The sequence below is a fragment of the Phyllobacterium sp. LjRoot231 genome (genome assembly GCF_964253365.1).
GTDB lineage: Bacteria > Pseudomonadota > Alphaproteobacteria > Rhizobiales > Rhizobiaceae > Phyllobacterium.
The window spans coordinates 19301-41547 of record NZ_CAXUQT020000003.1; the positions used below are offsets into that span (position 1 = coordinate 19301).

Genomic DNA, 22247 nt, shown 5'->3' on the forward strand with positions numbered 1-22247 from the left:
CGACGCACACGGCAATTCAGAAAGGACAATCCATGGCAAACGACAACATTTTCTCCGGACTGAAGGTGGTGGACTTGGCGAGCTTCATCGCGGGTCCGGGTGCAGCGGTGATCCTGTCCGACTTCGGCGCCGACGTGATCAAGGTCGAACCACCGACCGGCGACACCTGGCGGATTGGGTACAAGATCCCGCCGCAGCCACGCGCAAAGGACAACTATCCCTGGCATCTCAACAATCGGAACAAGCGCGGACTGGCGCTCGATCTGAAATCGCCCGAAGCGAGGGAAGTTCTGCGGCGACTGGTTGAGTGGGCCGACGTTCTGATCGTCAATACGCCGCACCCCGCTCGCGAAAAACTCAAGCTCGGCTATGAGGACGTCGCACCGTGGAATCCGCGCCTGATCTATGCGGACGTGACCGGCTATGGCGACAACGGGCCTGATGCGCAGCTTCCGGGATTCGACATCACGGCCTATTGGGCGCGAAGCGGCCTGCTGTCCCTGACACGAGATGCGGGTGCCCCACCGACACTCCCGGTCTCGGGCAGCGGCGACCATGCGACGGCGGTCAGCCTCTATTCGGCAATTGTGACCGCACTCTACCGGCGCGAACGCACGGGAAAGGGTTCGTACGTCACGACCTCGTTGCTCGCTGCCGGCGTCTGGGCCTCTGCTGTCTCGGCTCAGGCAGCACTTAGCGATGCCACGTTCTTCCCGTTGCATGATCGGGCGAACCCGCCGAACGCGACCTTCAATGTCTATCGGGCGGCCGATGACACATGGTTTGTGATCGTACTGACGCCCGACAAATGGCCGGCCCTGGCCAATGGAATAGGCCGCCCGGATCTCTTGACGGATGCCCGGTTTGCCGACCCTGCAAAGCAGGCCGCGAATTCAGCGCAGCTGACTGCGATCCTGGATCAGACCTTTGCCTCGCAGCCGATGGCGCATTGGCGTGAGGTCTTCGAGCAGGCCCATCTTACCTTTGGCGTGGTGCTTGCACCCAGCGAAGTGATCAAGGACCCGCAGCTCAGGGCGAACGACATCGTCGTTCCACTCGATGGCGCTGGTGAGAACCTCAAGTTCACGATCAGCAGCCCTCTCCAGGTGCATGGCATAGCCAAGGTCCCGGCCACACGGGCTCCGGAACTCGGTGAACACAGCGAGGAAATCCTCAAACAACTCGGCTTCAACACCAACGAGATAGACAGTCTGCGCACCAGCGGCGCCGTTCCGAAAGCACCAGGACGCGCCGCCTAGAGCGCGGTACCGCAGCCACTCGAACCCTGCCGAGCCTAGCAATTATTGGGCAGACGGAGATTGAAGACGATGGATGACATAGTGATTGAACGCTCCGAAGGTGTACTTCGCGTTGAATTGAACCGACCAGAAAAGCTTAACGCGATGACTTCGAGCATGTACACGAAGCTCGCGGATGTCTTCAATGACGCGGCCAAGGACGAGCGCATACGTGTCGTGCTTTGGCACGGCGCAGGAGATGCTTTCAGCGCCGGCAACGATGTGAAGGACTTTCTGAAGAATCCGCCCGGTCCGGGAGAATCTCCGCAGGCCCGGCTCATGAATACGCTGGTTGATTTCGACAAGCCGCTGATTGCAGCCGTCCACGGGGCGGCGATCGGAGGCGGAACCACAATGCTGTTGCATTGCGATTTCGTCTATGCGGCGGAGAACACCAGATTCCAGATGCCCTTCATTAACCTCGCCGTGGTGCCGGAATTTGGATCGTCTTGCCTTCTACCGCTTGCAATCGGGCACATTCGCGCGGCTGAGCTGATCCTCCTGGGATCGCCGTTCGATGCCAAGCGCGCTGCAGAATTGGGATTGGTCACGGAGGTCGTGCCATATCTCAGCCTCCTGCAGGTGGCGACCGAGACAGCGCGAAATCTGGCAGCGAAGCCGGCTGGTGCGCTGCAAGCCTCCAAACGGCTTCTGAAGCGCTCCTTTCGCGAACAGGTCAAGGCGGCAATGAGGGCTGAGAACGAAGCATTCAGCGTGCAAGTTCGTTCGGAAGAGGCGAAAGAGGCGCTGACGGCCTTCCTAGAAAAGCGTGCACCTGACTTCACCAAAACTAGGAAACATGTGGCGGCCACGTAAAGCTGCCGCCGTCGAACGAACATCCAGAGATGCTTCGGCATTGAGGCCTGAACTGTGAAAGGAAAGAACCATGACTGACGCTTTCGCGACGAAGTCGAAACCAACATCGGGCCGCAAGGACGCGGTTGGCCGACTGTTCGTTCTCGAACTGAGTGGTGACCGTATCCACTCGATGAGTCCGGAGGGCTCCAACCGGAAGGTCATCGTCACCGAGTGTCATCTGCCTGACGGCATCGTGGTCGATGTCGAAGCCGGTCACATCTACTGGACAAACATGGGGATTCCCAACCTCAACGACGGTTCGATAGAGCGTGCCGATCTCGATGGAAGCAACCGAAAGGTCATCGTTCCGCAGGGCGTCACACACACGCCAAAGCAGCTTCACCTCGAAAAGCGGAGCGGCAAGCTCTACTGGTGTGACCGCGAGGGCATGCGGGTGATGCGTGCAAATCTCGACGGCACAAACGTCGAGACGCTGGTCAAGACGGGCGAGGGCGAAGACGATAGTCGCGACGCGACGAGGTGGTGCGTCGGCATCACGGTCGATCCAAAGCGCGAGCAAATTTACTGGACACAGAAGGGTGCTGATAATTCCGGCCTCGGCCGCATCTTCCGCGCTGGCATAGACATCCCAAAAGGCGAGGACGCGGCCGGTCGAACAGACATCGAACTATGGTTCGATGACCTGCCTGAACCGATCGACCTCGAGCTCGACCTTGAAAGCCGCGTCCTCTACTGGACGGATCGCGGCAACCCGCCGCTCGGCAATACGGTCAATCGTGCCTCAATCGATGCGCCGGCCAAAAATGGACGCGCGCCTGAAATCATCGCCAGCGATCTGATGGAAGGCATCGGCATCGCGCTCGATGTTCCCGGCAATCGGATGTTCGTCACCGACCTCGGCGGCTCGGTCTATTCCGCAAAGCTCGATGGCTCCGAGAAGCGCGCGCTTCTCTTTGCCCAAGGCAATCTGTCTGGCGTCGCATACGCCGAAATCACTTCAAAGGAGAATTGACCATGGCTGCGAACAAACAGATCTCTCAAGTCACCATTATCGGCACGGGTGTCATCGGCGCGAGCTGGGCGGCACTCTTCCTGGCAAAGGGCCTAGATGTCGTGGCGACAGATATCGCGCCGAACGCCGAAGGTTCGTTGAGACGCTTCGTTGACGACGCGTGGCCCGCGCTCGAAAGACTGGGCCTCACTCCCGGCGCCTCTCCACTTCGGCTGGTCTTTACGGCGGACTTGGCAGAGGCCGTGAAGGGTGCCGATCTTGTTCAGGAGAACGGACCCGAGCGGATCGATTTCAAGAAGAAGCTCTACGGTCAGCTCGACGAGCTGCTGCCGTCCGATGCGATCATCGCATCGAGCTCGTCCGGCCTGACGATGAGCGAGATCCAGTCCGGTTGCCCGTTTCATCCGGAGCGCTGCGTCATTGCGCATCCGTTCAATCCGCCACACTTGATCCCGCTTGTCGAGATCGTCGGCGGAGCGAAGACGTCCGAGGAGACGATCCGGCGTGCTTCTGAATTTTATACGGCTCTGGGCAAGCGAACTGTCCGCCTTCACAAGGAGGTGCCGGGACATGTTGCCAACCGGCTGCAAGCTGCCCTGGCCCGGGAGGTGTATCATCTGGTGGGCGAGGGCGTTGTCAGCGTCGCTGACGTCGACACTGCGCTCTGCTGGGGCCCCGGACTCCGGTGGGGCATCATGGGCCAGGTCCTCCTCAACCATCTCGGTGGTGGCCAAGGCGGCATGGAGCATTTCCTGGAGCAATTTACCGGTCCCATGACGGCGTGGTGGAAGGTCCTGGGTTCACCGCAACTGACCCCGGAGCTCCAGCAAAAGCTGATCGAAGGCGTTCATGCCGAGGTGGGCTCGCGGTCGATCGACGACTTGGCGGCAGAGCGGGACGAGGTGCTGCTTGGGCTTCTGGAATTGCGCCAAGGCGGCTGAAGAAGCTGTGCAGGCCAGAAAAAGCGATCGCGACGCTTAAAGGCGCGTCAAAGTGAAAGCCTGACAGGAGGAGACTCGCCGTTATCAAACGCCACTTGGCCGGCGTGCTCGCCATCGAGCGCTGACGCGCGACATATTTGAGGACGCCGCCATGACTGGAAGGCTCATACAAGTCACTGAGAATGCATATCAGTATCCACTGCTCATAAAGCAGCTGTGGCATACCCCCCTTCAGCAAGCGCCCGATCAGGAGATCGTATATCGTGACATGAGGCGCTTCACTTACCGGCAGTTGCGTGAGCGCATTGGACGGCTTGCATCCAGCCTCGCGAGGCTCGGTATTGTCGCCGGCGACACAGTCGGCGTGCTGGATTGGGACAGCAATCGATTCCTGGAGGCCTACTTTGCCGTTCCAATGATGGGGGCTGTCTTGCAGACGGTAAATGTCCGTCTGTCGCCGGAACAGATCGCCTACACGATCAATCACGCGGGCACGTCGGTCCTTCTCGTCAACGACGACTTCGTCCCAGTTCTGGAAGGCATCAAGCAGCAACTGCCTAAGGTGAAGACGCTGATCCTGATGTCGGATCGGGCGGTGCCCCAAACCGGCGGGCTTACATTCGCCGGCGATTATGAGGACCTCCTACTCGGCGCTTCGCCCGACTACAGCTTTCCGGACTTCGATGAGAACACCCTCGCCACCACCTTTTATACGACCGGGACGACGGGTTCGCCGAAGGGTGTCTACTTCAGCCATCGACAACTGGTTCTCCATTCACTCGCCGAAATGGCTTTCTTCGGTACCGCCGCGAAACAGGGCCGGTTTTGCCGCGACGACGTCTATATGCCGATTACCCCGATGTTTCACGTGCACGCTTGGGGATTTCCGTGGACGGCGACGCTTTCTGGCGTCAAGCAAGTGTATCCGGGTCGCTACGACCCCGCTTTGCTCGTAAAGCTGATCAAAACGGAACGTGTAACATTTACGCACGGTGTCCCGACGATCCTGCAAATGCTGCTTGGCGCGGCCACGGCGGCGAATACCGATCTCGCCGGCTTGAAGATAGTAGTAGGAGGTTCGGAACTACCGAGGGCGCTCGCCAGACAGGCGCTCGCGCTGGGCGTCGATGTTTATGCCGGCTACGGGATGTCGGAGAGCGCTCCGCTGCTTTGTTTGGCGCAGGTGAAATCCGCGGACCTTACTGGTGACCTTGAAAAAGAGGTCGATATCCGAACCAAAGCCGGCATGTCCGCACCGCTGGTCGATATCCGTTTGGTCGACAAGGACTTGAACGAAGTACCTCATGACGGAAAAACTCCTGGCGAAGTTGTCGTGCGCGCGCCGTGGCTCACCCAGGGATATGTCGACAACCCCGAAGCATCCGAGCAGTTGTGGGCTGGCGGTTACTTACACACGAGTGACATCGGCGTCATTGAGCCGAGCGGCTATCTTCGTATCGTCGACCGAATCAAGGACGTCATCAAGACCGGTGGCGAGTGGGTGTCATCGCTCCAGATCGAGGATCTCATTTCGCAGTGCGAGGGTGTGTTGGAGGCCGCTGTCATCGGCGTCAAGGACGACAAATGGGGCGAGCGCCCACTGGCGCTCGTCGTCAGGGATGCCGCGACGGGCGGCGATCTCAGCGACACGCAGATAAAGTCGCATCTGAAGTCCTTCGCCGATGCCGGGGTGATTTCGAAGTACGGAATCCCCAACACGATTCTGTTTGTCAAAGCGCTCCCTAAGACAAGCGTCGGGAAGTTCAACAAGAATGAGCTCAGAGAGAAATACGGCAAACTCTAGCGCACTCTGCATTTGCCGACCGGCGTTCTCGACCGAAGGTGGTCGCGACGCCGATCTCGCCGTCGGAGGTTCGAAGGTGGGGTTCGCGCTCGGTCAAGGAATTGAGCCGCAATGTGAGACAACGTCCTGCGCAGATTGCTCGAGTTATGCAATTTGACTGCTCCGAGCGGCTGGGCGTTAAACGCTCGTTGCCTTTCAAGAGCGATGACCAACTCGTCGCATCCGCCAGCACCCTTGACGTATCAAGCCCATTTACAGCCGTTTCTCGGAAGGATTTGGAACCCTGATCTCGTTCTTGCGCGGAAAATTCGAAACACTCCCTGACACGCGCCGACTGGCAGGAGCTTTCCATCCGGGCAACGCTGGATGTTGCAGGTCGATGTCGACCTCGGCGTTTACCCATTCTTTGAGCACGATCGGCCCCAGTTCAGCAGCGCCGTACAAGCGTGTTTCCCCTTGAACATGCAACGTCGGAGAATGGACGTCCGACACGATGAGCATACGGCACGGGCCTCTATTCGAAAGGATTCGGAGCAGCATGATGAGCGTCAAGACCATTGCTGACCAGATGAGGTTTGATATGCGGCTTAAGCTGCTCGCTACTAGCTCGATCGCCGCCGTGACACTCACGGGCTGTTCGGAAGGTGTGCTCAGCCCGCAAGGCCCCATCGCCTCCGCCGAGCGGCAGATTCTGTTCAATTCGCTTGGCATCATGCTCGCGATCGTGATCCCGACGATCCTCGCCACGCTCGGCGTCGCCTATTGGTTTCGTTCGTCGAACTTGCGCGCTCGCTACATGCCCGATTTCGAGTATTCGGGCCGTCTCGAAATGCTCGTCTGGTCGATCCCAGCCATGACGGTCCTCCTGGTGGGTGGCGTTGCCTGGGTCGGCGCGCATGACCTCGACCCGCGCAAGCCAATTGCCTCTGCGGTCAACCCTGTCAGGGTTCAGGTGGTCTCGCTCGACTGGAAATGGCTGTTCATCTACCCCGACCAGGGAATCGCAAGTGTCAATCAATTGACCGTCCCCGTCGGCACTCCGGTCAACTTCGAGCTGACCTCCTCGGGCGTGATGAACAGCTTCTTCGTGCCGCAACTCGGCAGCCAGATCTACACCATGGCGGGAATGGTGACGCGCCTTCAACTGCAGGCCGATCGTCCCGGAGCCTACCGGGGCCTCTCGGCCAACTTCAGCGGCGACGGTTTTGCCGATATGCGCTTCGCCGTTAATGCAGTACCGGCGGAAGGCTTTGCGCAGTGGGTAATTGCAACGCGCCGAGCCGGTCCGCTGCTCGACGCGCAAGCCTATGCCGACCTGGCCAGGCCTAGCGAAGCGGTCGCGCCTTTCACTTACCGCGAGGTCGCCCCCGACCAGTTCAACAACATCCTGATCTCCGCAACGCAACCGAACGATACATCCCGGCTCGCGGATCTGGCGTCACAGAGGACAGAAAAATGAATCTTCTTGGCAAGCTCAGCTGGAGTTCAATCCCGTTCGACCAGCCGATCATCATGGGGACAGGGGCCTTCATGGTCCTGGCGATAGTCGCCATCCTGTCGTGGGTCACGCTGAAAGGATATGTTCCCTATCTGTGGCGCGAGTGGATCACGTCCGTCGACCACAAGCGGGTCGGCGTCATGTACTTCCTGCTGGCGCTGGTCATGCTGCTGCGCGGATTTGCCGATGCGATCATGATGCGGGCGCAACAGGCGGTCGCCGCCGGCGGTGCCCAAGGGTACCTGCCGCCGGAGCATTTCGATCAGATCTTCTCGGCACACGGCACCATCATGATCTTCTTCGTGGCGATGCCATTGGTCATCGGCCTGATGAACTTCGTCCTGCCGCTGCAGCTTGGCGTCCGCGATGTCGCCTTCCCGACGCTGAATTCGGTGAGCTTCTGGCTGACGGCCTCAGGCGTCCTGCTGATCAACGTCTCCCTCGTTATCGGCGAGTTCGCCAAGACAGGGTGGATCGCCTATCCGCCGCTCAGCGAGCTGCAATTCTCGCCCGGCGTCGGTGTCGACTACTATCTGTGGTCACTGCAGATCTCCGGCGTCGGCACGCTGCTGACAGGAATCAATTTCGTCACCACAATCCTGAAGCTGCGCGCACCGGGAATGGGCTACATGCGCATGCCCGTCTTCTGCTGGACCTCGCTCGCGGCCAACCTGCTCATCGTCGCGGCCTTTCCGGTTCTGACCGCCACCTTGGCGATGATGCTGCTCGACCGCTATCTCGGCTTCCATTTCTTCACGGTCGACGGGCAGGGCAACGCGATGATGTATGTCAACCTGTTCTGGGTCTGGGGTCACCCGGAGGTCTACATCCTGATCCTTCCGGCGTTCGGCGTTTTTTCGGAGGTCGTCGCGACCTTCTCGGGCAAGCCGCTGTTCGGCTATCGCTCCATGGTGGCCGCGACGATGGCGATTTGCGTCCTCTCCTTCCTCGTTTGGCTGCACCACTTTTTCACCATGGGCGCCAGCGCCGACGTTAACGGCTTCTTCGGCGTCATGACCATGATCATCGCGGTGCCAACAGGCGTCAAAGTCTTCAACTGGCTGTTCACGATGTATGGCGGCCGCGTTCGCTTCACAGTTCCCGTCCTCTGGTCGCTGGGATTCATGGTGACCTTCGTCATCGGCGGCATGACGGGCGTGTTGATGGCTGTGCCTCCCGCCGATTTCCAGCTGCACAACAGCCTCTTCCTGGTCGCCCATTTCCATAACGTCATCATCGGCGGCGTCGTGTTCGGTGCGATGGCGGGCTACAATTACTGGTTTCCCAAGGCGTTCGGCTTCAAGCTCGACGAGCGCTGGGGCAGGGCATCGTTCTGGTGCTGGCTGATCGGCTTCTACGTCGCCTTCATGCCGCTCTACGTGCTGGGCCTGATGGGCATGACCCGGCGCATGCAGCACTACGACAATCCGGCCTGGCAGCCATGGCTGGTCGTGGCGGCGATCGGTGCCGTCATCATTCTGGCCGGGGTTGTCTGCCAGATCGTGCAGCTGGTCGTCTCGATCCGCGACCGCGATCTGCTTCGCGTGAGCGGCGATCCGTGGAACGGCCGTACGCTGGAATGGTCCACGGCGTCGCCGCCGCCTGCCTGGAACTTTGCAGTCCTGCCACATGTCGCCGAACGGGACACGTACTGGGTTGGGAAGCAACGCGCCAGCGTACAGCAAGATCAACCGGTGCCACAACATCAGTACGAACCGATCGAAATGCCGAGGAACTCCGCAGTCGGGGTCGTCAATGCCTTCTTCGCGGTCGTCGCTGGTTTTGCACTGATCTGGCACATCTGGTGGATGGCCGGGCTGGGTCTTCTAGGCACGTTCCTGGCGATACTCATCTTCGCCTTTCGCGATGAGGACGAGATCGAGGTGCCGGCAGCGCAGGTTGCCCAATTCGATCGGGTTCACGAGGCGGAGGTCGCGATATGAATGTCACCGTTGCCATTGACGCTGGCGAAGCGCCGCCGAGCGCAAGCGAAGCGGGTCCAGCGCCGAAGCGGATCGTCGTTGCCTACGGCTTCTGGATCTTCCTGCTGAGCGACATCGTGATGTTCTCGGCGTTGTTTGCCGCCTACGCCGTCCTGCGGCATGCCACCGCGGGCGGACCGACCGGCGCCGAGCTGTTCAACCAGGGCAGGGTTGCCATCGAAACCGCCTGTCTTCTCGCCTCGAGCTACACGTGCGGGCTGATGACATTGGCGGTCAATTCGCGCCGCCGCATCGGCATATATCTCGGTGCTTTGCTCACATTCGCGCTCGGAGCCGCGTTCCTCACTCTCGAGATCCGCGAATTCGCCGACATGATCGCACAAGGCGCGAGCCCGCAACGCAGCGCATTTCTCTCGGCCTTCTTCACACTTGTCGGCTGCCACGGGCTGCACGTTGCCGCAGGGCTAATCTGGCTCGTGGTGATGATGGCGCAGGTCGCGTCGAAGGGCTTTCGCGCGCCGGTGCTGCGTCGGTTGCAATGCTTTTCGCTGTTCTGGCACGCGCTCGACATCATCTGGGTCGGGCTGTTCACAGTCGTCTATCTGATGGGAGTCACCTCATGACAACAGAACGTTACGATCGCGCCCCGGGCGACCGGTCGATACTGGCCGACAAGGAAGAAGCGACATCCTCCGGCGTGCTCATCTACAGCATTGGCCTGCTACTTGCGGTGGTCCTCACAGCGGCCTCGTTCTGGGTCGCCAACACGTCGCTGCTCTGGGCGCCGGGTATCCCGCTTGGCCTTGCCGTTCTCGCCATCGCTCAGATGGGGGTCCACGTCGTGTTCTTCCTGCACATCACAACCGGCCCGGATAACACCAACAATGTTCTGGCGCTTGCCTTTGGTGTGCTGATCGTCCTGCTGGTGATGGCCGGTTCCCTGGTGATCATGGCCAACTTGAACGGCAGCATGATGCCGCCGGCCGAGATGATGGACATGCAAATGAAGTACTGACCCCGAATGCGCGGAAAAAGGCGAAGGCAAGAGCGTCGAGGAGCACTGTTTTCGCTACAAAGTCGCACTTCGAAATAGAACCCACCCTGCTACAAACAAAGATCGCATAATGGCTTGTGTGGAACTCGATCGGAACACGGCGGCGGATTACCTTTAGTTGATGAACCGGACAACGACGCCCGGCTTCACCATTCCAGCTAGCTCCTCGGCGTCCCAGTTCGTCAGACGAACGCAGCCATGCGACCCGACTTTGTTGATAAGCTCGGGATCAGGCGTTCCATGAATGCCGTAGGTTGGCTCGGTTAGATCGATCCAGACGCTTCCGACCGGCCCATTGGGGCCCTTGGGGATGGTGAGGACCTTGTCGTTCTTCCCTTGCTTAAAGTTGACCTTTGGATTGTACCTAAAGACGGGCATCCGCGCGACGCCCTTCACCTTGTGCGTACCCCCCGGAGAAGGATTGTCCTCGCTGCCAACTGTCGCGGGATACGCCGCTAGTATGACATCACGATTATCGTAAGCCGTGACCTGCCCCGCCGTCTTGTCGGCTTCGATGCGGGCCACCTTTCCTTGACGCGGGGGACCCGGCATCGCTACCTGGACTGTCTCCCCAGGGACGAAATCCGAACCTGGATTAAGCGCAGTCAGCAGGTCGATATGCATGTGGAAACGCTCTGAAAGCTTTTCGGCGACGCTGGTGTAACCCAAGCTGGGCATCTTCGCCTTTTCGCCGTAGTCTACGGGAATATGGTCCACGAGGCCTTTCGCGTCGTCGGCCGTGACCGTGTAGGTGCCGATAATCGGACCACCCGTCTCCAGCTTGCTGATTACATCGGGGTCGATTGTGCCGTCCGGGGGCATCCCCGTCATCTTTTCGAAACTGACCACCGCCTTGGTAACGTTCTTTCCATAAATGCCGTCGATCACGCCCGGCGACGTACCCGCGCGGTCGAGGAGAACCTGAAGGCGGACGATCGCAGGATCGGGATCCGCTGATGGTTTGGAAGCGCGTTCTGCTGGGATTGTGGACAGGGATGCAGAATTGATCGCGTCGGGTTTGACCTCTGCGGCTTCAGCGACGATGACGGAAACGATCAGAAAGAACGCGGACATTCCAACAAATGTTTTCATGTCCGCTCAAATGGAGTTGCGATGAAGATGTTCCGAAAATAATGGTTCTTCTGTGTGAACGTGTGATCAAGTACGCTCTTCGGTGAGGCCGTTGACTGCGGCATTTCGAGAGACCGCTAGTCGGTGCGGTGATCCGCGGATTGGACCAAGATCTTGTTCGCGAGCTCTGAGCTTCAAGATCTGTTCTGGTTTTCCCTATCCGGATCGGTTCGATCCCGTGCCCATTCAGGTCATCGACTTCTTGCATCTCTCACGGGCACAAATCGTTAATATGAATCTCTATCGTTACGTCCGTGCTTCGAAAATCGCATAATGCCTCCTCTGGAACCGCAGTGCCCATTCAGGGCTTCGGTGGTTCGTGCCGCCATTTCGTCATCGGCATGCGCGAGCGGAGAACGCCACATGGACGGAAGCTGATCGCTCGGAATCAATTCTCTCGCAGAATTCTATCAATGGCTTTTCCCCGAGCCAGCTCGTCAATGAGTTTATCCAAGTAGCGGATTTCACGCATAATGGGCTCCTCGATATCCTCCACTCGAACGCCGCAAACCACGCCCTTGATCAAGGTTCTCGAAGGATTGAGGTTAGGAGCCTCCGTAAAGAATTTTTCAAAATCAGTTTGTTGTTCAAGCTGAGTTTGAAACTGCTTCTCGTCATAGCCTGTCAACCAAGAGATGATCTGATTAACCTCCGCTTTTGTGCGTCCCTTTTTCTCCCCTTTCGCAACGTAATGAGGATAAACGCTTGCGAAGCTGGTCGTATAGATCCTGTGTTTTGCCATATACTTCCTACTCCTAGATCCTGCGCTAAATTGGGCTACAAGACCATGCTGGCGCTGAAGGACATGAAGGACGGCAAGCCCGCGCCTGCCGATCCGACCTACACCGGTCTCGACGTCTGCACCCCCGAAACCGCCGGCACCTGCATTGCAAAATAGGTGAGGCACGCAACTCTGCGGCGGGCGAGAGGACACTCTCGCCTGCCCCTGGGAGGCGACAACAGACCAATCCAGCGACTGGCTCAAATCGACCGCTGCCGTCAGGCCTCAGGGAGGCTTCGCTGGCCACGGCGTGGCAGTTTGAGGACGAGTGCCGGGAGTGTCCCATTCGGGAGGACCAATTGACGACGATACGGTATGCCGTGGTGGGCTGGATTGCACAGGAAGCCTTTATGCCCGGTGTGCCCTAGACCGGAAGCTCGACAATCACGGCGATCGTCAGCGGCTCGGCCAAAAACGCCGCGAAGCTCGCCGAATTCTACGGCGTGGAACACGTCTTTCTTAAAGACGTTAGTTCGCTCGGCTAGAAAGACCGCAGCAATGCGACTGCGGCCCGTTAAAGCCTTGAATTTTTATACCGCAATTGGGATCAGCCAAGGCTGATCGGTTGCTACCGAGCTGTCAACAACCGCATCCACGAATGCGACCCCCTTGAGCCCATCGTGCGCCGTCGGAATATCGCGTCCAATCGCTGTCGGTTCGCGTCCTTCACGCTTGGCACGAATTGCTTCCGCAAAGCCGGCATACAGATTCGCGAACGCTTCGAGATAGCCTTCTGGGTGGCCGGGAGGCGTACGGGTCCGCGCTTTGGCGCCTTCGCTGAGATCGTGGGCGCCGCGTTTGATGATTTCAGTCCGCCCATTCAGCCGAGCGTGTACGAGCTCATTCGGTTGTTCTTGAAACCAAGTCAGCGAGCCTTTTTCGCCAAACACCCGAAGGCGCACACCATTTGAAGATCCGAGTGCAACCTGTGAAGACCAAAGTAGCCCGCGGGCGCCGCCTTCATAGCGCAGCATGACATGAGCGTTGTCATCCAGGGCGCGGCCTTCCACGAATGTGGCGAGATCCGCAGTCAGAGATTGAAGCTTGAGACCTGAGACGAAACCGGCCAGATGATAGGCATGCGTACCGATATCGCCGATTGAGCCACCGCGGCCGTTTTTCTTGGGATCGGTTCGCCAGGCGGCCTGCGCATTGCCCTCAGTCTCAATGGCGGTCGCCATCCATTCCAGCGGATACTCCACCTGAACGGTGCGGATCTTCCCTAGTTGGCCAGCCGCAACCATATGCCTGGCCTCATGTACCATCGGGTAGCCCGAGTAGGTATATGTAACGCCCATAAACCGGCCACTATCGCGAACCAGGTTTTCGAGCATGACTGCGTCATCCAAAGTCGCAGTAAGAGGTTTCTCGCAGATGATGTCGAAGCCCGCTTCCAGAAACGCCTTGGCGATTGGGAAATGCGTGAAGTTCGGCGTGCAGATTGCGACCGCATCAATACGGTCCTCGCGGACGCTCTCGCCCGCGATCATGGCCTTGAAGTCGTCATAGGAGCGTGTGGGATCCAAGCCCTCACTCAATGCAAAAGCATGACCACGGGCGGAATCAACGTCGAATGCACCTGCAACCAGGCTCCAGGCTCTGTCCTGGCGAGCGGCGATGCGATGGATATTGCCGATGTAGGCGCCACTGCCCCCACCCATCATTCCGAGGCGCAACGGTCTTTGCGAAGAAGAGTTTGCTGGCATATTTATCCTCAATTCAATCCGAGCATCGCTCGGTTGGCGTCCCTGTTGGCGCCGGATTTCACGAAATCGTCGAATGCGCGGTCAGCGACCCTGATGATATGTTCACGGATGAACTTCGCGCCCTCGGCGGCCCCGTCCTCCGAATGTTTAATGAAGCACTCCCACTCCAGCACCGCCCAGCCGTCGAAGTCATAGGTCGCGAGTTTGGTGAAGATTGCGCCGAAATCCACCTGACCGTCACCGAGTGAGCGGAACCGTCCCGCGCGTTTCGACCATGGCTGGAAGCCGCCATAAGCTCCTGTCTTGCCGTTCGGCCGGAACTCGGCATCCTTGACATGGAACATCTTGATCCGCTCGTGGTAATGATCGATGAATTCCAGATAGTCGAGCGCCTGCAGCACGAAATGGCTCGGATCGTAAAGAATGTTGCAGCGGCGATGATTGCCGAGGCGCTCCAGGAACATCTCGAAGGTCAGGCCGTCGTGGACGTCCTCGCAGGGGTGAATCTCGAAGCACAGATCGGCACCCTGTTCATCGAAGTCGTTCAGGATTGGCAGCCAGCGCTTTGCCAACTCGTCGAATGCCTCGTCGACCAGGCCCTCCGGCCATTGCGGATAGGGATAAAGATAAGGCCAGAGCAGTGATCCGGTAAAGCTGACATGGCGATCGATGCCGAGATTGCGGGAAGCGCGGGCGGCAAAGCGCATTTGTTCCTCCGCCCAGGCCCGCCGGCCGGCCGGATTGTTGTGAACGTGCGCAGGGGCGAAGCTGTCCATGATGCGGTCATGGGCAGGGTGGACGGCGACGAGCTGGCCGGTAATGTGCGAACCGAGCTCCGTCACTTCAAGCCCGCTTTCCGCAAGCACGCCCTTGAGATCATCGCAATACGTCTTGCTTTCGGCCGCCATCTTCATATCGATCAGGCGATTGTCCCACGTCGGTATTTGAACGCCGGCGAAGCCCTTGCCAGCGACCCATTCTGAAAGGCCGGAAAGCGAATTATACGGGGCTTCATCGGCAGCGAATTGAGCCAGATAGATGCCGGGTCCTTTTATCGTTTTCATGCTTTCTCCCTTATTCGGATAAGGCTGCTGCCGGGGCAGGGGGACCGCCGTCATAGGCTCCCCAGACCGATTGATCGAAGTGCACGACAGAGCCCGTCATCATCCCTGAATCGTCGGATGCGAAGAACAAGACGGCCCGGGCGACTTCCTCGGGTGCCAGGATGCGGCCAAAGGGTTGTGCTGCTGCGGCCTTTGCCAACCAATCCGGGTCCGCACCATGATATTCGCGCTGGACGCGGTCCTCTCCGTCAGAGGCCATCCAGCCGATATCGAGCTGATTGACCCGAATCTGGTTGCGCATCAGGGCGTAGCCGGAGTTTCTGGTGAGCGTAGCCAGCGCACCCTTTGATGCAGAGTAGGGGGAGAGAAATGGCTGTCCGGCATGCTCCGATGTGGAGCCGATATTGATCATGCTGCCCCTGATGCCATCTCGGATCATGAGTTTTGCCGCATCTTGCATGAGAAAGAATGGCGCGCGCACATTGACGGCGAACATGCGGTCAAAAAGATCTGGCGACGAATTCAAGAGATTGCCACGGTCAGTGAGGCCGGCGGCATTAACCAGAATATCGATTCTGCCGAATTCTGCGTCCGCCCTTGCGATGACCGATCGGCAATCTTCGACCCTTTCAAGATCCGTGGGCACAAACGTCACCGGGACCCCGGTGTCGCTCGTAATCGAAACAGCAACGGCATTGCCTTTTTCGGCATTTCGTCCGCAGGTGACAATGCCGGCTGCACCCGCTTTGGCGAAAAGCCGTGCAATCGCTGCACCCAGCCCCTGTGTACCCCCGGTGACAACAGCGATCTTTCCCTCGATGCGATTCATCTTACACTCCTACACGCTGCTTCTTGCGGATTTCTTCCTGATCAGCACGCGCCTTTTGAACGGATTCACGCTCTGAGACCTCTGGAACGCCGACGTCCCAGTCGGCATCGCCCGGCATCCAGGCATAGGCGTCAGTGACCAGCGTGACGATCGTCGTGCGGTCCGTCGTCTGCGCCCATTCCATTGCCGTCTTCAGATCGGCAAGGCTTTCGCAGCGGCGTGCAAGGGCCCCCATGGATTCCGCGTGCTTCACAAAATCGACGGCGAACGGTTCCTTCACCCGGCAATCCTTGATGAGATTGTTGAAGCCGGGCACGCCTTTGAATTGCTGCAGACGATTGATGACCGCATAACCGCCATTGTCGCAAACGACGACGATCATCTTGTGGCCCGTCAGTATCGTCGAATAGATGTCGGAGTTCATCATCATATAGGTGCCGTCCCCGATCATGACGATCGGTGTGCCGTTGCCGGCCTTGGCCATAGCATGACCCCACCCTGCGGCGATCTCGTACCCCATGCAACTGAAGCCGAACTCGCAGTCGAAGGTGTTCGGATTCTTGACGCGCCAACCCTTTGTGACTTCGCCAGGTGTACCGCCTGCAGCCGCAATCAGGGTGTCGTTCGGTTTTGAAGTTTCGTTCACGATGCCGATCACCTGCGCGTAGGTGGGGATCGGTCCGTTCGTGACAGCCTGATGCTGATCAAGGAGCTTGTTCCAATCGGCAAATAGCGATTGAGCCTTTGGAAGCAGCGCCGGATCGGCCTTCCAATCACCGAGCGCGTCGTCCAACTCGATGACCGTTTCAAGCGCGTCACCGACGACGGCAAGGGCGCGATGCTTGACAGCGTCAAAGCGCGCGGCGTTGATCGAAATGAACTTTGCATCCTGGCGGAACGCAGTCCATGAACCGGTGGTAAAATCCTGCAAGCGAGTCCCGATTGCCAGTATAACGTCCGCCTCGCTGGCGAGCGCGTTCGCCGACGTCGAACCAACGATCCCGATCGGACCGGCGTGAGCAGGGTGGCTGTGAGTCAATGCGCCTTTGCCGGCAATGGTTTCGACGATCGGGATACCGCGATTGATGGCGAATTCCGCGACTTTCTCCTCGGCCAGCGAATAGCGAACACCGCCTCCCGAAATGATAAGCGGCTTCTTGGCGGATTTGAGCAATGCCGCCGCTTCGGCCAGTTTTTTTCTGTCGGCGCGGGGGCGGGGTATAGACCAGATAGTTGGGTCAAAGAATGCGGCCGGATAATCGAAAGCGACTTCCTGGGTATCCTGAGCCAGACCAATGAAGGCGGGGCCGCAATCTGCCGGATCAAGCATCGCCGCAATTGCCTGTGGCAATGATGAGATGATTTGTTCAGGCAAAACGATACGGTCCCAATATCTGCTGACCGGCTTGAACACGTCATTGACCGTCAAGGTTGGATCGTTGAAGTGTTCGACCTGTTGTAGGACCGGATCGGGAACGCGGCTGGCGAAGGTATCTCCTGCAATCAGGAGCACTGGCAGACGGTTTGCATGCGCGGTACCAGCTGCCGTCACCATGTTGGCTGCGCCCGGTCCAATTGACGTCGCCGCGACCATCAGCTGGCGCCGGCGTTTGGCTTTGGCAAAGGCGATCGCGGCGAGCGCCATCGACTGCTCGTTTTGACCACGCCAAGTTGGCAATTGGTCCTGCACCGACTCGAGTGCTTCCGACAAGCATGTCACGTTGCCGTGACCGAAGATGCCGAACACGCCCGCAAAAAGTGGGAGGCGTTCGCCATCGATCTCCGTGAATTGATTACACAAATAGCGCACAAGCGCCTGCGCCATCGTTAGGCGCACGGTCTTCCGGGACATCCGGTTCTCCTCCCATGGATCATGTTCTCTGGATGCTACGAAATATTAATTGACAAATCAAGAGTTCCGCAACAATCATTGCATAAATTAATTTGGGAGGACACTTATGCTGAAAATCGCCGTTCTCGGCTGCGGCCGTATTGGCCGAATGCACGCCGAAAACATAGCCGCACATCCGCGGGCAACGCTTGCTGGTGTCTTTGACGTTAATCGATCCGCCGCGGACGATGTCGGCAGCAAACTTGGCGTGACGGTGTTCGATTCCGCCGAAGCGGTGTTCTCCAGCAAGGATGTCGACGCGGTACTGATCGCAACCTCTACGCCGACGCATGCCGATTTCATTGAGAAAGCCGTCGCGGCTGGCAAACCAATTCTATGCGAAAAGCCGATCGATCTGAGTCTCGCTCGCGTCCAGCGGTGTGCGGAAGCGATTGGCACGACCAAAGTGCCGATCATGCTCGGTTTTGTCCGGCGCTTCGATCCTGGTCACAGGGCCGCTCGCGATGCTGTCCGCGCAGGCGAGATAGGAGACTTGCATCAGGTCGTTATAACATCGCGGGATCCCGGTATGCCGCCCGTCGCCTATGCCGAAGCGTCCGGCGGTATCTTTCGCGACATGACAATCCACGACTTCGATATGGCGCGGTTCATGTTGGATGAGGAAGTTACCGAGGTTTCGGCGACTGGTAGCGGTCTTGTCGATCCGGCTCTCATGCAGCGGTTGAACGATTACGATACGGTGACGGTCGTGCTGAAGACGGCATCGGGCAAGCAGTGCATCATCAATAATTCGCGTCAGGCCGTCTACGGCTATGACCAGCGCGTTGAGGCTCTGGGGACGAAGGGGATGGTCATTTCCGAAAATTGCCGCCCCAACATGACGACATTGCACCGTGCCGATTCCACTGGCAAGGGCGCGCCGCTCCTGAACTTCTTCATCGACCGTTACGCCGCGGCTTTCATGGCCGAGATCGGCGCTTTCGTCGATGCGATCGATAACGGCGAGCCTCCAGAGGTTGGGTTTGAGGACGGCCGTCAGGCGCTGATCCTGGCAGAGGCCGCGATAAAGTCGGCGGCCGAGGGCCGCACAGTAAAAACCAGCGAGATTGGGTGAAACATGTATCAGAATTTTGGACTGTATATCGATGGTAAATGGCGCGGCGCCGCTGATGGAGCAATGGTCGATGTCCTGAGCCCTGTAACGCAAAGTGCTCTGGGGGCCGTTCCCGTGGCAACGGCCGCTGATACGCAGGAAGCCTTGGCCGCAGCCGGCAGAGGTTTTGCGGCGTGGAGGGCGACAACCGCTTTCGCTCGCGCCGACATTTTGCACCGGATTGCCGACGAGATGCTACGACGCACCGACGAAGCGAAAACGATGATCTCCGCAGAGACCGGCAAGCCGATTGCGCAGTCGGAGCGCGAATGGGGATTGTCCATAGATCAGTTCCGGTGGTTCGCGGAAGAGGCACGCCGCATCTACGGCAGGATCATCGAATCGCGAGTACCAGGCGGCCGCTTCGAGGTGACGCGTGAGCCTGTCGGCATTGTTGGGGCCTTTACTGCCTGGAATTTCCCTGCGGCACTCGTCGCCCGTAAGGCAGCGCCTGCGCTTGCGGCAGGTTGCGCCGTCATTATCCGGCCTTCCAGCCAGACACCGGGCGTGGCCATGGTCATGGTCGATTGCATGCGAGCGTGCAACCTTCCTGATGGCGTCGTCAATCTGGTCGTTGGCCCGACCGCAACCACCTATACGCCGATAATGGCGGACAAATCGGTGCGCAAGGTGTCCTTGACGGGCTCAACGCGCGTCGGCCAGCAAATGATCCGCGATGCCGCCGATACCGTGAAGAAAGTCTCGATGGAGCTAGGCGGCAACGCACCGCTTATCATTTATGATGACGCCGATCTTGAGCTTGCGCTGAATATGTCCGTGCCGACGAAGTTCGCAAATGCCGGCCAGGTTTGCGTGACGCCAGATCGCTTCTTCGTGCACGAGCGTTTGCACGACGCCTTCGTTGATGGGTTCGTCACACGCACAAATGCGCTCAAACTCGGCGATGGCCTCGATCCCGCAGTGCAGATGGGGCCCCTGATCAATAGCGGGCGCCTTTCAGAGATCGAGTCGATCGTCGCGGGCGCGGTGAAGGCAGGAGCCGAATTGGTAGCGGGTGGTGAACGCGCTTCGGAATTCAACGCCGGTCATTTCTACAAGCCAACCGTTCTGACCAACGTCACCGATGATATGAGGGTCTTCGCCGACGAAAATTTTGGCCCAATCGCCGCGGTCACACGGTTTACCGAGGAAGACGAAGTGCTTTCGCGGGCCAATGCCTCCGACATGGGGCTTTCGGCCTATGCTTTTACCCGCTCGCCCGATCGTGCAAGGCGGACGGTATCGACCTTGAAGGCAGGGATGGTCGGAATAAACAGCTTTGCGCTGGCAGCGTCCGAGGCGCCGTTTGGCGGCACCAACCATTCCGGCATGGGCCGCGAGGGCGGGACCGAAGGTATCAGCGATTATCTCGACACCAAACTCGCGCAAATTGTGTTTTGAGGGCAATGAAAATGATCAAAAACAAGCTGAAAGAAATCTGGGCTGAAGGCCGTCCGTCGATCAATGGTTGGCTGTCAATCGGCAATGCCTTCACCGCAGAGATTATGGCGGCTCAAGGCTATGACTCCGTCTCGATCGACATCCAGCATGGCGCGCTGGATTACAATTCGGTTTTGCCGATGTTTCAGGCCATGCGCGCCTCCGGCGTCGTGCCAATGGCGCGCGTGCCCTGGCTGGAGCCGGGCATCATCATGAAAGTGCTGGATGCGGGCGCCTATGGTGTGATTTGCCCGATGGTAAATACCGCCGCACAGGCAGCCGAATTCATCAGCTATCTTCGCTACCCGCCACACGGCCAACGCAGTTTTGGACCGACGCGGGTTAGCTTCGCCGCTGGGCCGAATTATGCGGGTGAGGCGAATGCAGAAGTCCTTGCTTTTGCCATGGTCGAGACCAAACAAGCGATGGAGAACCTCGATGCGATTGCCGCAACGCCAGGATTGGACGGCATTTACGTTGGCCCAGCCGATCTGACCTTCAGTCTGACGGATGGCCGGCTTACGCCGGCTTTCGATCGCGAAGAGCCGGAGATGATCGAAGCTCTCCAGCGTATCGTCGCGGCCTGCAAAAAGAACAGAATTCGCGCCGCCCTTCATTGCGGCATGCCGGAATACGCCGCTCGCGCCGTTCAATGGGGCTTCGATATGACAACCGTATCAGGTGATACTCGGCTTCTCGCAGCAGCGGCGGCGACAAGTGTCGCGAAGTTTCGCGACCTCGTAGGACAGTCGGCCGGCCGAACTGAAAAGGGGGCGTACTGATGCCGCATATTCTCGTTGCTGGAAAGCTGCATCCGTCAGGGATGGCGCTATTAAACAGCGCCCCTGGGGTGACGTTCGACTATGTCGAGGAAGTATCGGAGCGGTCCTATTGCCCGCTCATCGGCAGGGCTGACGCTCTGGTGCTGAGGACGCAGCCCCTGTCCGCATCGACTGTCGCGAGCGCGGATCGCTTGAAGATCGTCTCCCGCCATGGCGTTGGATATGATGCCGTGCATCTGGCGTCGCTCAACGAAAGAGGCATCGCGCTCACCGTTGTCGGCGACGTCAATTCGGTGTCGGTGGCTGAGCATGCAATGATGCTGATCCTGTCAGCGGCCAAAAGAGTTCTTCGCGGCGATCACGCTGTGCGCAATCCGTCAGAGTGGGGGTGGCGTAATCGACTGGAAGCGGAAGAGATTTCGGGAAAGCGCCTGTTGATCGTCGGATTTGGTCGCATTGGGCGTCATCTCTCGCGGATGGCCACCGGCTTTGGCATGGAGATCAGGGCCTTTGATCCTTTTCTGCAGACCCAAGGCTGGCCCGAAGGACCGGTCCTGCCGGTGGGTGATCTTCTGGAAGGGCTTCGGTGGGCGAACGTCGTTTCGGTCAACATTCCAAAGGCCGATCGGCCGATCATTGATAAGAACGAATTTGCGGCGATGCAGCCTGGTGCCATACTCGTCAACACGGCTCGTGGAGGCGTTGTTGATGAGACCGCCTTGATCGAAGCATTGCAATCCGGACATTTGGGCGCAGCGGGGCTTGATGTCTTTGACGACGAGCCGCCCTCCAAAGATTGCCGACTTCTCGTGTTCGACCAGGTGGTGCTGTCGCCGCATATTGCGGGGTTGACGCGTGAGTGTGGTGAACGAATGGCCGTAGCGTCGATCCAAAATGTGCTGGATTTCTTTTCTGGACAAATAGATCCGAGGCTGGTCGTGAACGCTGATCAGTTGCGAACCAACTAGGCTCTGAAGCCGATTTTAATCGCAAACTGAGTGAAGCGACAGCCAGAGGCTCCTGTCACGCGGGTCGATTTCAATCCGTCTCGCAATGAAAATTGCAATAGTAGTAAAATGCATAAAACATTGAAATATGCTTTGACTCACGAGTTATTGCAGTTTACTGTAATTTGCAATG

General features: G+C 58.6%; 19 protein-coding genes. 13 read left to right on the forward strand and 6 right to left on the reverse strand.

The window, feature by feature from the left end:
• The first annotated feature begins 32 nt into the window (after nucleotides 1-32).
• The 9 genes from ACSQ3H_RS26045 (at nucleotide 33) to cyoD (ending at nucleotide 10330) form a co-directional block, all read left to right on the forward strand.
• Nucleotides 33-1259 (forward strand): CaiB/BaiF CoA transferase family protein, encoded by a 1227-nt coding sequence (locus ACSQ3H_RS26045; protein WP_436120023.1) that lies wholly within the window; start codon nucleotides 33-35, stop codon nucleotides 1257-1259.
• A gap of 69 nt (nucleotides 1260-1328) precedes the next feature.
• Nucleotides 1329-2114, forward strand: a complete 786-nt coding sequence (locus ACSQ3H_RS26050) for an enoyl-CoA hydratase (protein ID WP_436120024.1) — start codon at nucleotides 1329-1331, stop codon at nucleotides 2112-2114.
• A gap of 70 nt (nucleotides 2115-2184) precedes the next feature.
• On the forward strand, nucleotides 2185-3129 hold the full coding sequence (locus ACSQ3H_RS26055; protein ID WP_436120025.1) for a 3-hydroxyacyl-CoA dehydrogenase: 945 nt from the start codon (nucleotides 2185-2187) through the stop codon (nucleotides 3127-3129).
• Nucleotides 3130-3131: 2 nt separating this feature from the next.
• Complete coding sequence (locus ACSQ3H_RS26060; protein ID WP_436120026.1) at nucleotides 3132-4070, forward strand: 3-hydroxyacyl-CoA dehydrogenase NAD-binding domain-containing protein; 939 nt, start codon at nucleotides 3132-3134, stop codon at nucleotides 4068-4070.
• Between the two features lie 151 nt (nucleotides 4071-4221).
• A complete protein-coding gene (locus ACSQ3H_RS26065; protein WP_436120027.1) occupies nucleotides 4222-5874 on the forward strand; it encodes a fatty acid--CoA ligase in 1653 nt (550 codons plus the stop codon).
• A 538-nt stretch (nucleotides 5875-6412) separates the two neighbouring features.
• Nucleotides 6413-7333, forward strand: a complete 921-nt coding sequence (gene cyoA, locus ACSQ3H_RS26070; protein WP_436120028.1) for a ubiquinol oxidase subunit II — start codon at nucleotides 6413-6415, stop codon at nucleotides 7331-7333.
• Nucleotides 7330-9315, forward strand: coding sequence for a cytochrome o ubiquinol oxidase subunit I (gene cyoB, locus ACSQ3H_RS26075; RefSeq protein ID WP_436120029.1), 1986 nt, complete (start codon nucleotides 7330-7332; stop codon nucleotides 9313-9315). Before cyoA ends, cyoB begins: the two co-directional genes overlap by 4 nt.
• Complete coding sequence (cyoC, locus tag ACSQ3H_RS26080) at nucleotides 9312-9938, forward strand: cytochrome o ubiquinol oxidase subunit III (protein ID WP_436120030.1); 627 nt, start codon at nucleotides 9312-9314, stop codon at nucleotides 9936-9938. The genes cyoB and cyoC overlap by 4 nt, the downstream gene beginning before the upstream one ends.
• Entirely contained in the window at nucleotides 9935-10330 is a 396-nt protein-coding gene (gene cyoD, locus ACSQ3H_RS26085) for a cytochrome o ubiquinol oxidase subunit IV (RefSeq protein WP_436120031.1), read from the forward strand. Before cyoC ends, cyoD begins: the two co-directional genes overlap by 4 nt.
• A 153-nt stretch (nucleotides 10331-10483) precedes the next feature.
• Here the strand turns inward: cyoD and ACSQ3H_RS26090 are convergent, their stop codons facing one another.
• The 6 genes from ACSQ3H_RS26090 to iolD all read right to left on the reverse strand — a co-directional run bounded on the left by ACSQ3H_RS26090 (nucleotide 10484) and on the right by iolD (nucleotide 17732).
• Nucleotides 10484-11461 (reverse strand): L,D-transpeptidase family protein, encoded by a 978-nt coding sequence (locus ACSQ3H_RS26090; RefSeq protein WP_436120032.1) that lies wholly within the window; start codon nucleotides 11459-11461, stop codon nucleotides 10484-10486.
• Nucleotides 11462-11888: 427 nt separating this feature from the next.
• Nucleotides 11889-12242, reverse strand: coding sequence for a DUF2200 domain-containing protein (locus ACSQ3H_RS26095; protein ID WP_436120033.1), 354 nt, complete (start codon nucleotides 12240-12242; stop codon nucleotides 11889-11891).
• Nucleotides 12243-12811: 569 nt separating this feature from the next.
• Nucleotides 12812-13987, reverse strand: a complete 1176-nt coding sequence (locus ACSQ3H_RS26100; RefSeq protein ID WP_436120034.1) for a Gfo/Idh/MocA family protein — start codon at nucleotides 13985-13987, stop codon at nucleotides 12812-12814.
• A gap of 8 nt (nucleotides 13988-13995) precedes the next feature.
• Nucleotides 13996-15051: a sugar phosphate isomerase/epimerase family protein gene (locus tag ACSQ3H_RS26105; RefSeq protein ID WP_436120035.1), complete on the reverse strand. Its 1056-nt coding sequence runs from the start codon at nucleotides 15049-15051 to the stop codon at nucleotides 13996-13998.
• Between the two features lie 10 nt (nucleotides 15052-15061).
• The gene (locus ACSQ3H_RS26110; RefSeq protein WP_436120036.1) at nucleotides 15062-15880 is read right to left on the reverse strand and encodes an SDR family oxidoreductase; all 819 of its coding nucleotides are present in this window, start codon (nucleotides 15878-15880) and stop codon (nucleotides 15062-15064) included.
• 1 nt (nucleotide 15881) lies between these two features.
• Nucleotides 15882-17732: a 3D-(3,5/4)-trihydroxycyclohexane-1,2-dione acylhydrolase (decyclizing) gene (gene iolD, locus ACSQ3H_RS26115; protein ID WP_436120037.1), complete on the reverse strand. Its 1851-nt coding sequence runs from the start codon at nucleotides 17730-17732 to the stop codon at nucleotides 15882-15884.
• A gap of 106 nt (nucleotides 17733-17838) precedes the next feature.
• On the opposite strand from iolD, the gene iolG reads away from it, so the two are divergent.
• The 4 genes from iolG to ACSQ3H_RS26135 are packed head-to-tail and all read left to right on the forward strand — an operon-like array spanning nucleotide 17839 to nucleotide 22075.
• Nucleotides 17839-18846 (forward strand): inositol 2-dehydrogenase, encoded by a 1008-nt coding sequence (gene iolG, locus ACSQ3H_RS26120; protein ID WP_436120038.1) that lies wholly within the window; start codon nucleotides 17839-17841, stop codon nucleotides 18844-18846.
• A 3-nt stretch (nucleotides 18847-18849) separates the two neighbouring features.
• The gene (locus tag ACSQ3H_RS26125; protein WP_436120039.1) at nucleotides 18850-20286 is read left to right on the forward strand and encodes an NAD-dependent succinate-semialdehyde dehydrogenase; all 1437 of its coding nucleotides are present in this window, start codon (nucleotides 18850-18852) and stop codon (nucleotides 20284-20286) included.
• A gap of 11 nt (nucleotides 20287-20297) precedes the next feature.
• Nucleotides 20298-21107, forward strand: coding sequence for an HpcH/HpaI aldolase family protein (locus ACSQ3H_RS26130; protein WP_436120040.1), 810 nt, complete (start codon nucleotides 20298-20300; stop codon nucleotides 21105-21107).
• Nucleotides 21107-22075 (forward strand): hydroxyacid dehydrogenase, encoded by a 969-nt coding sequence (locus ACSQ3H_RS26135; RefSeq protein WP_436120041.1) that lies wholly within the window; start codon nucleotides 21107-21109, stop codon nucleotides 22073-22075. The genes ACSQ3H_RS26130 and ACSQ3H_RS26135 overlap by 1 nt, the downstream gene beginning before the upstream one ends.
• Nucleotides 22076-22247: the final 172 nt, after the last annotated feature.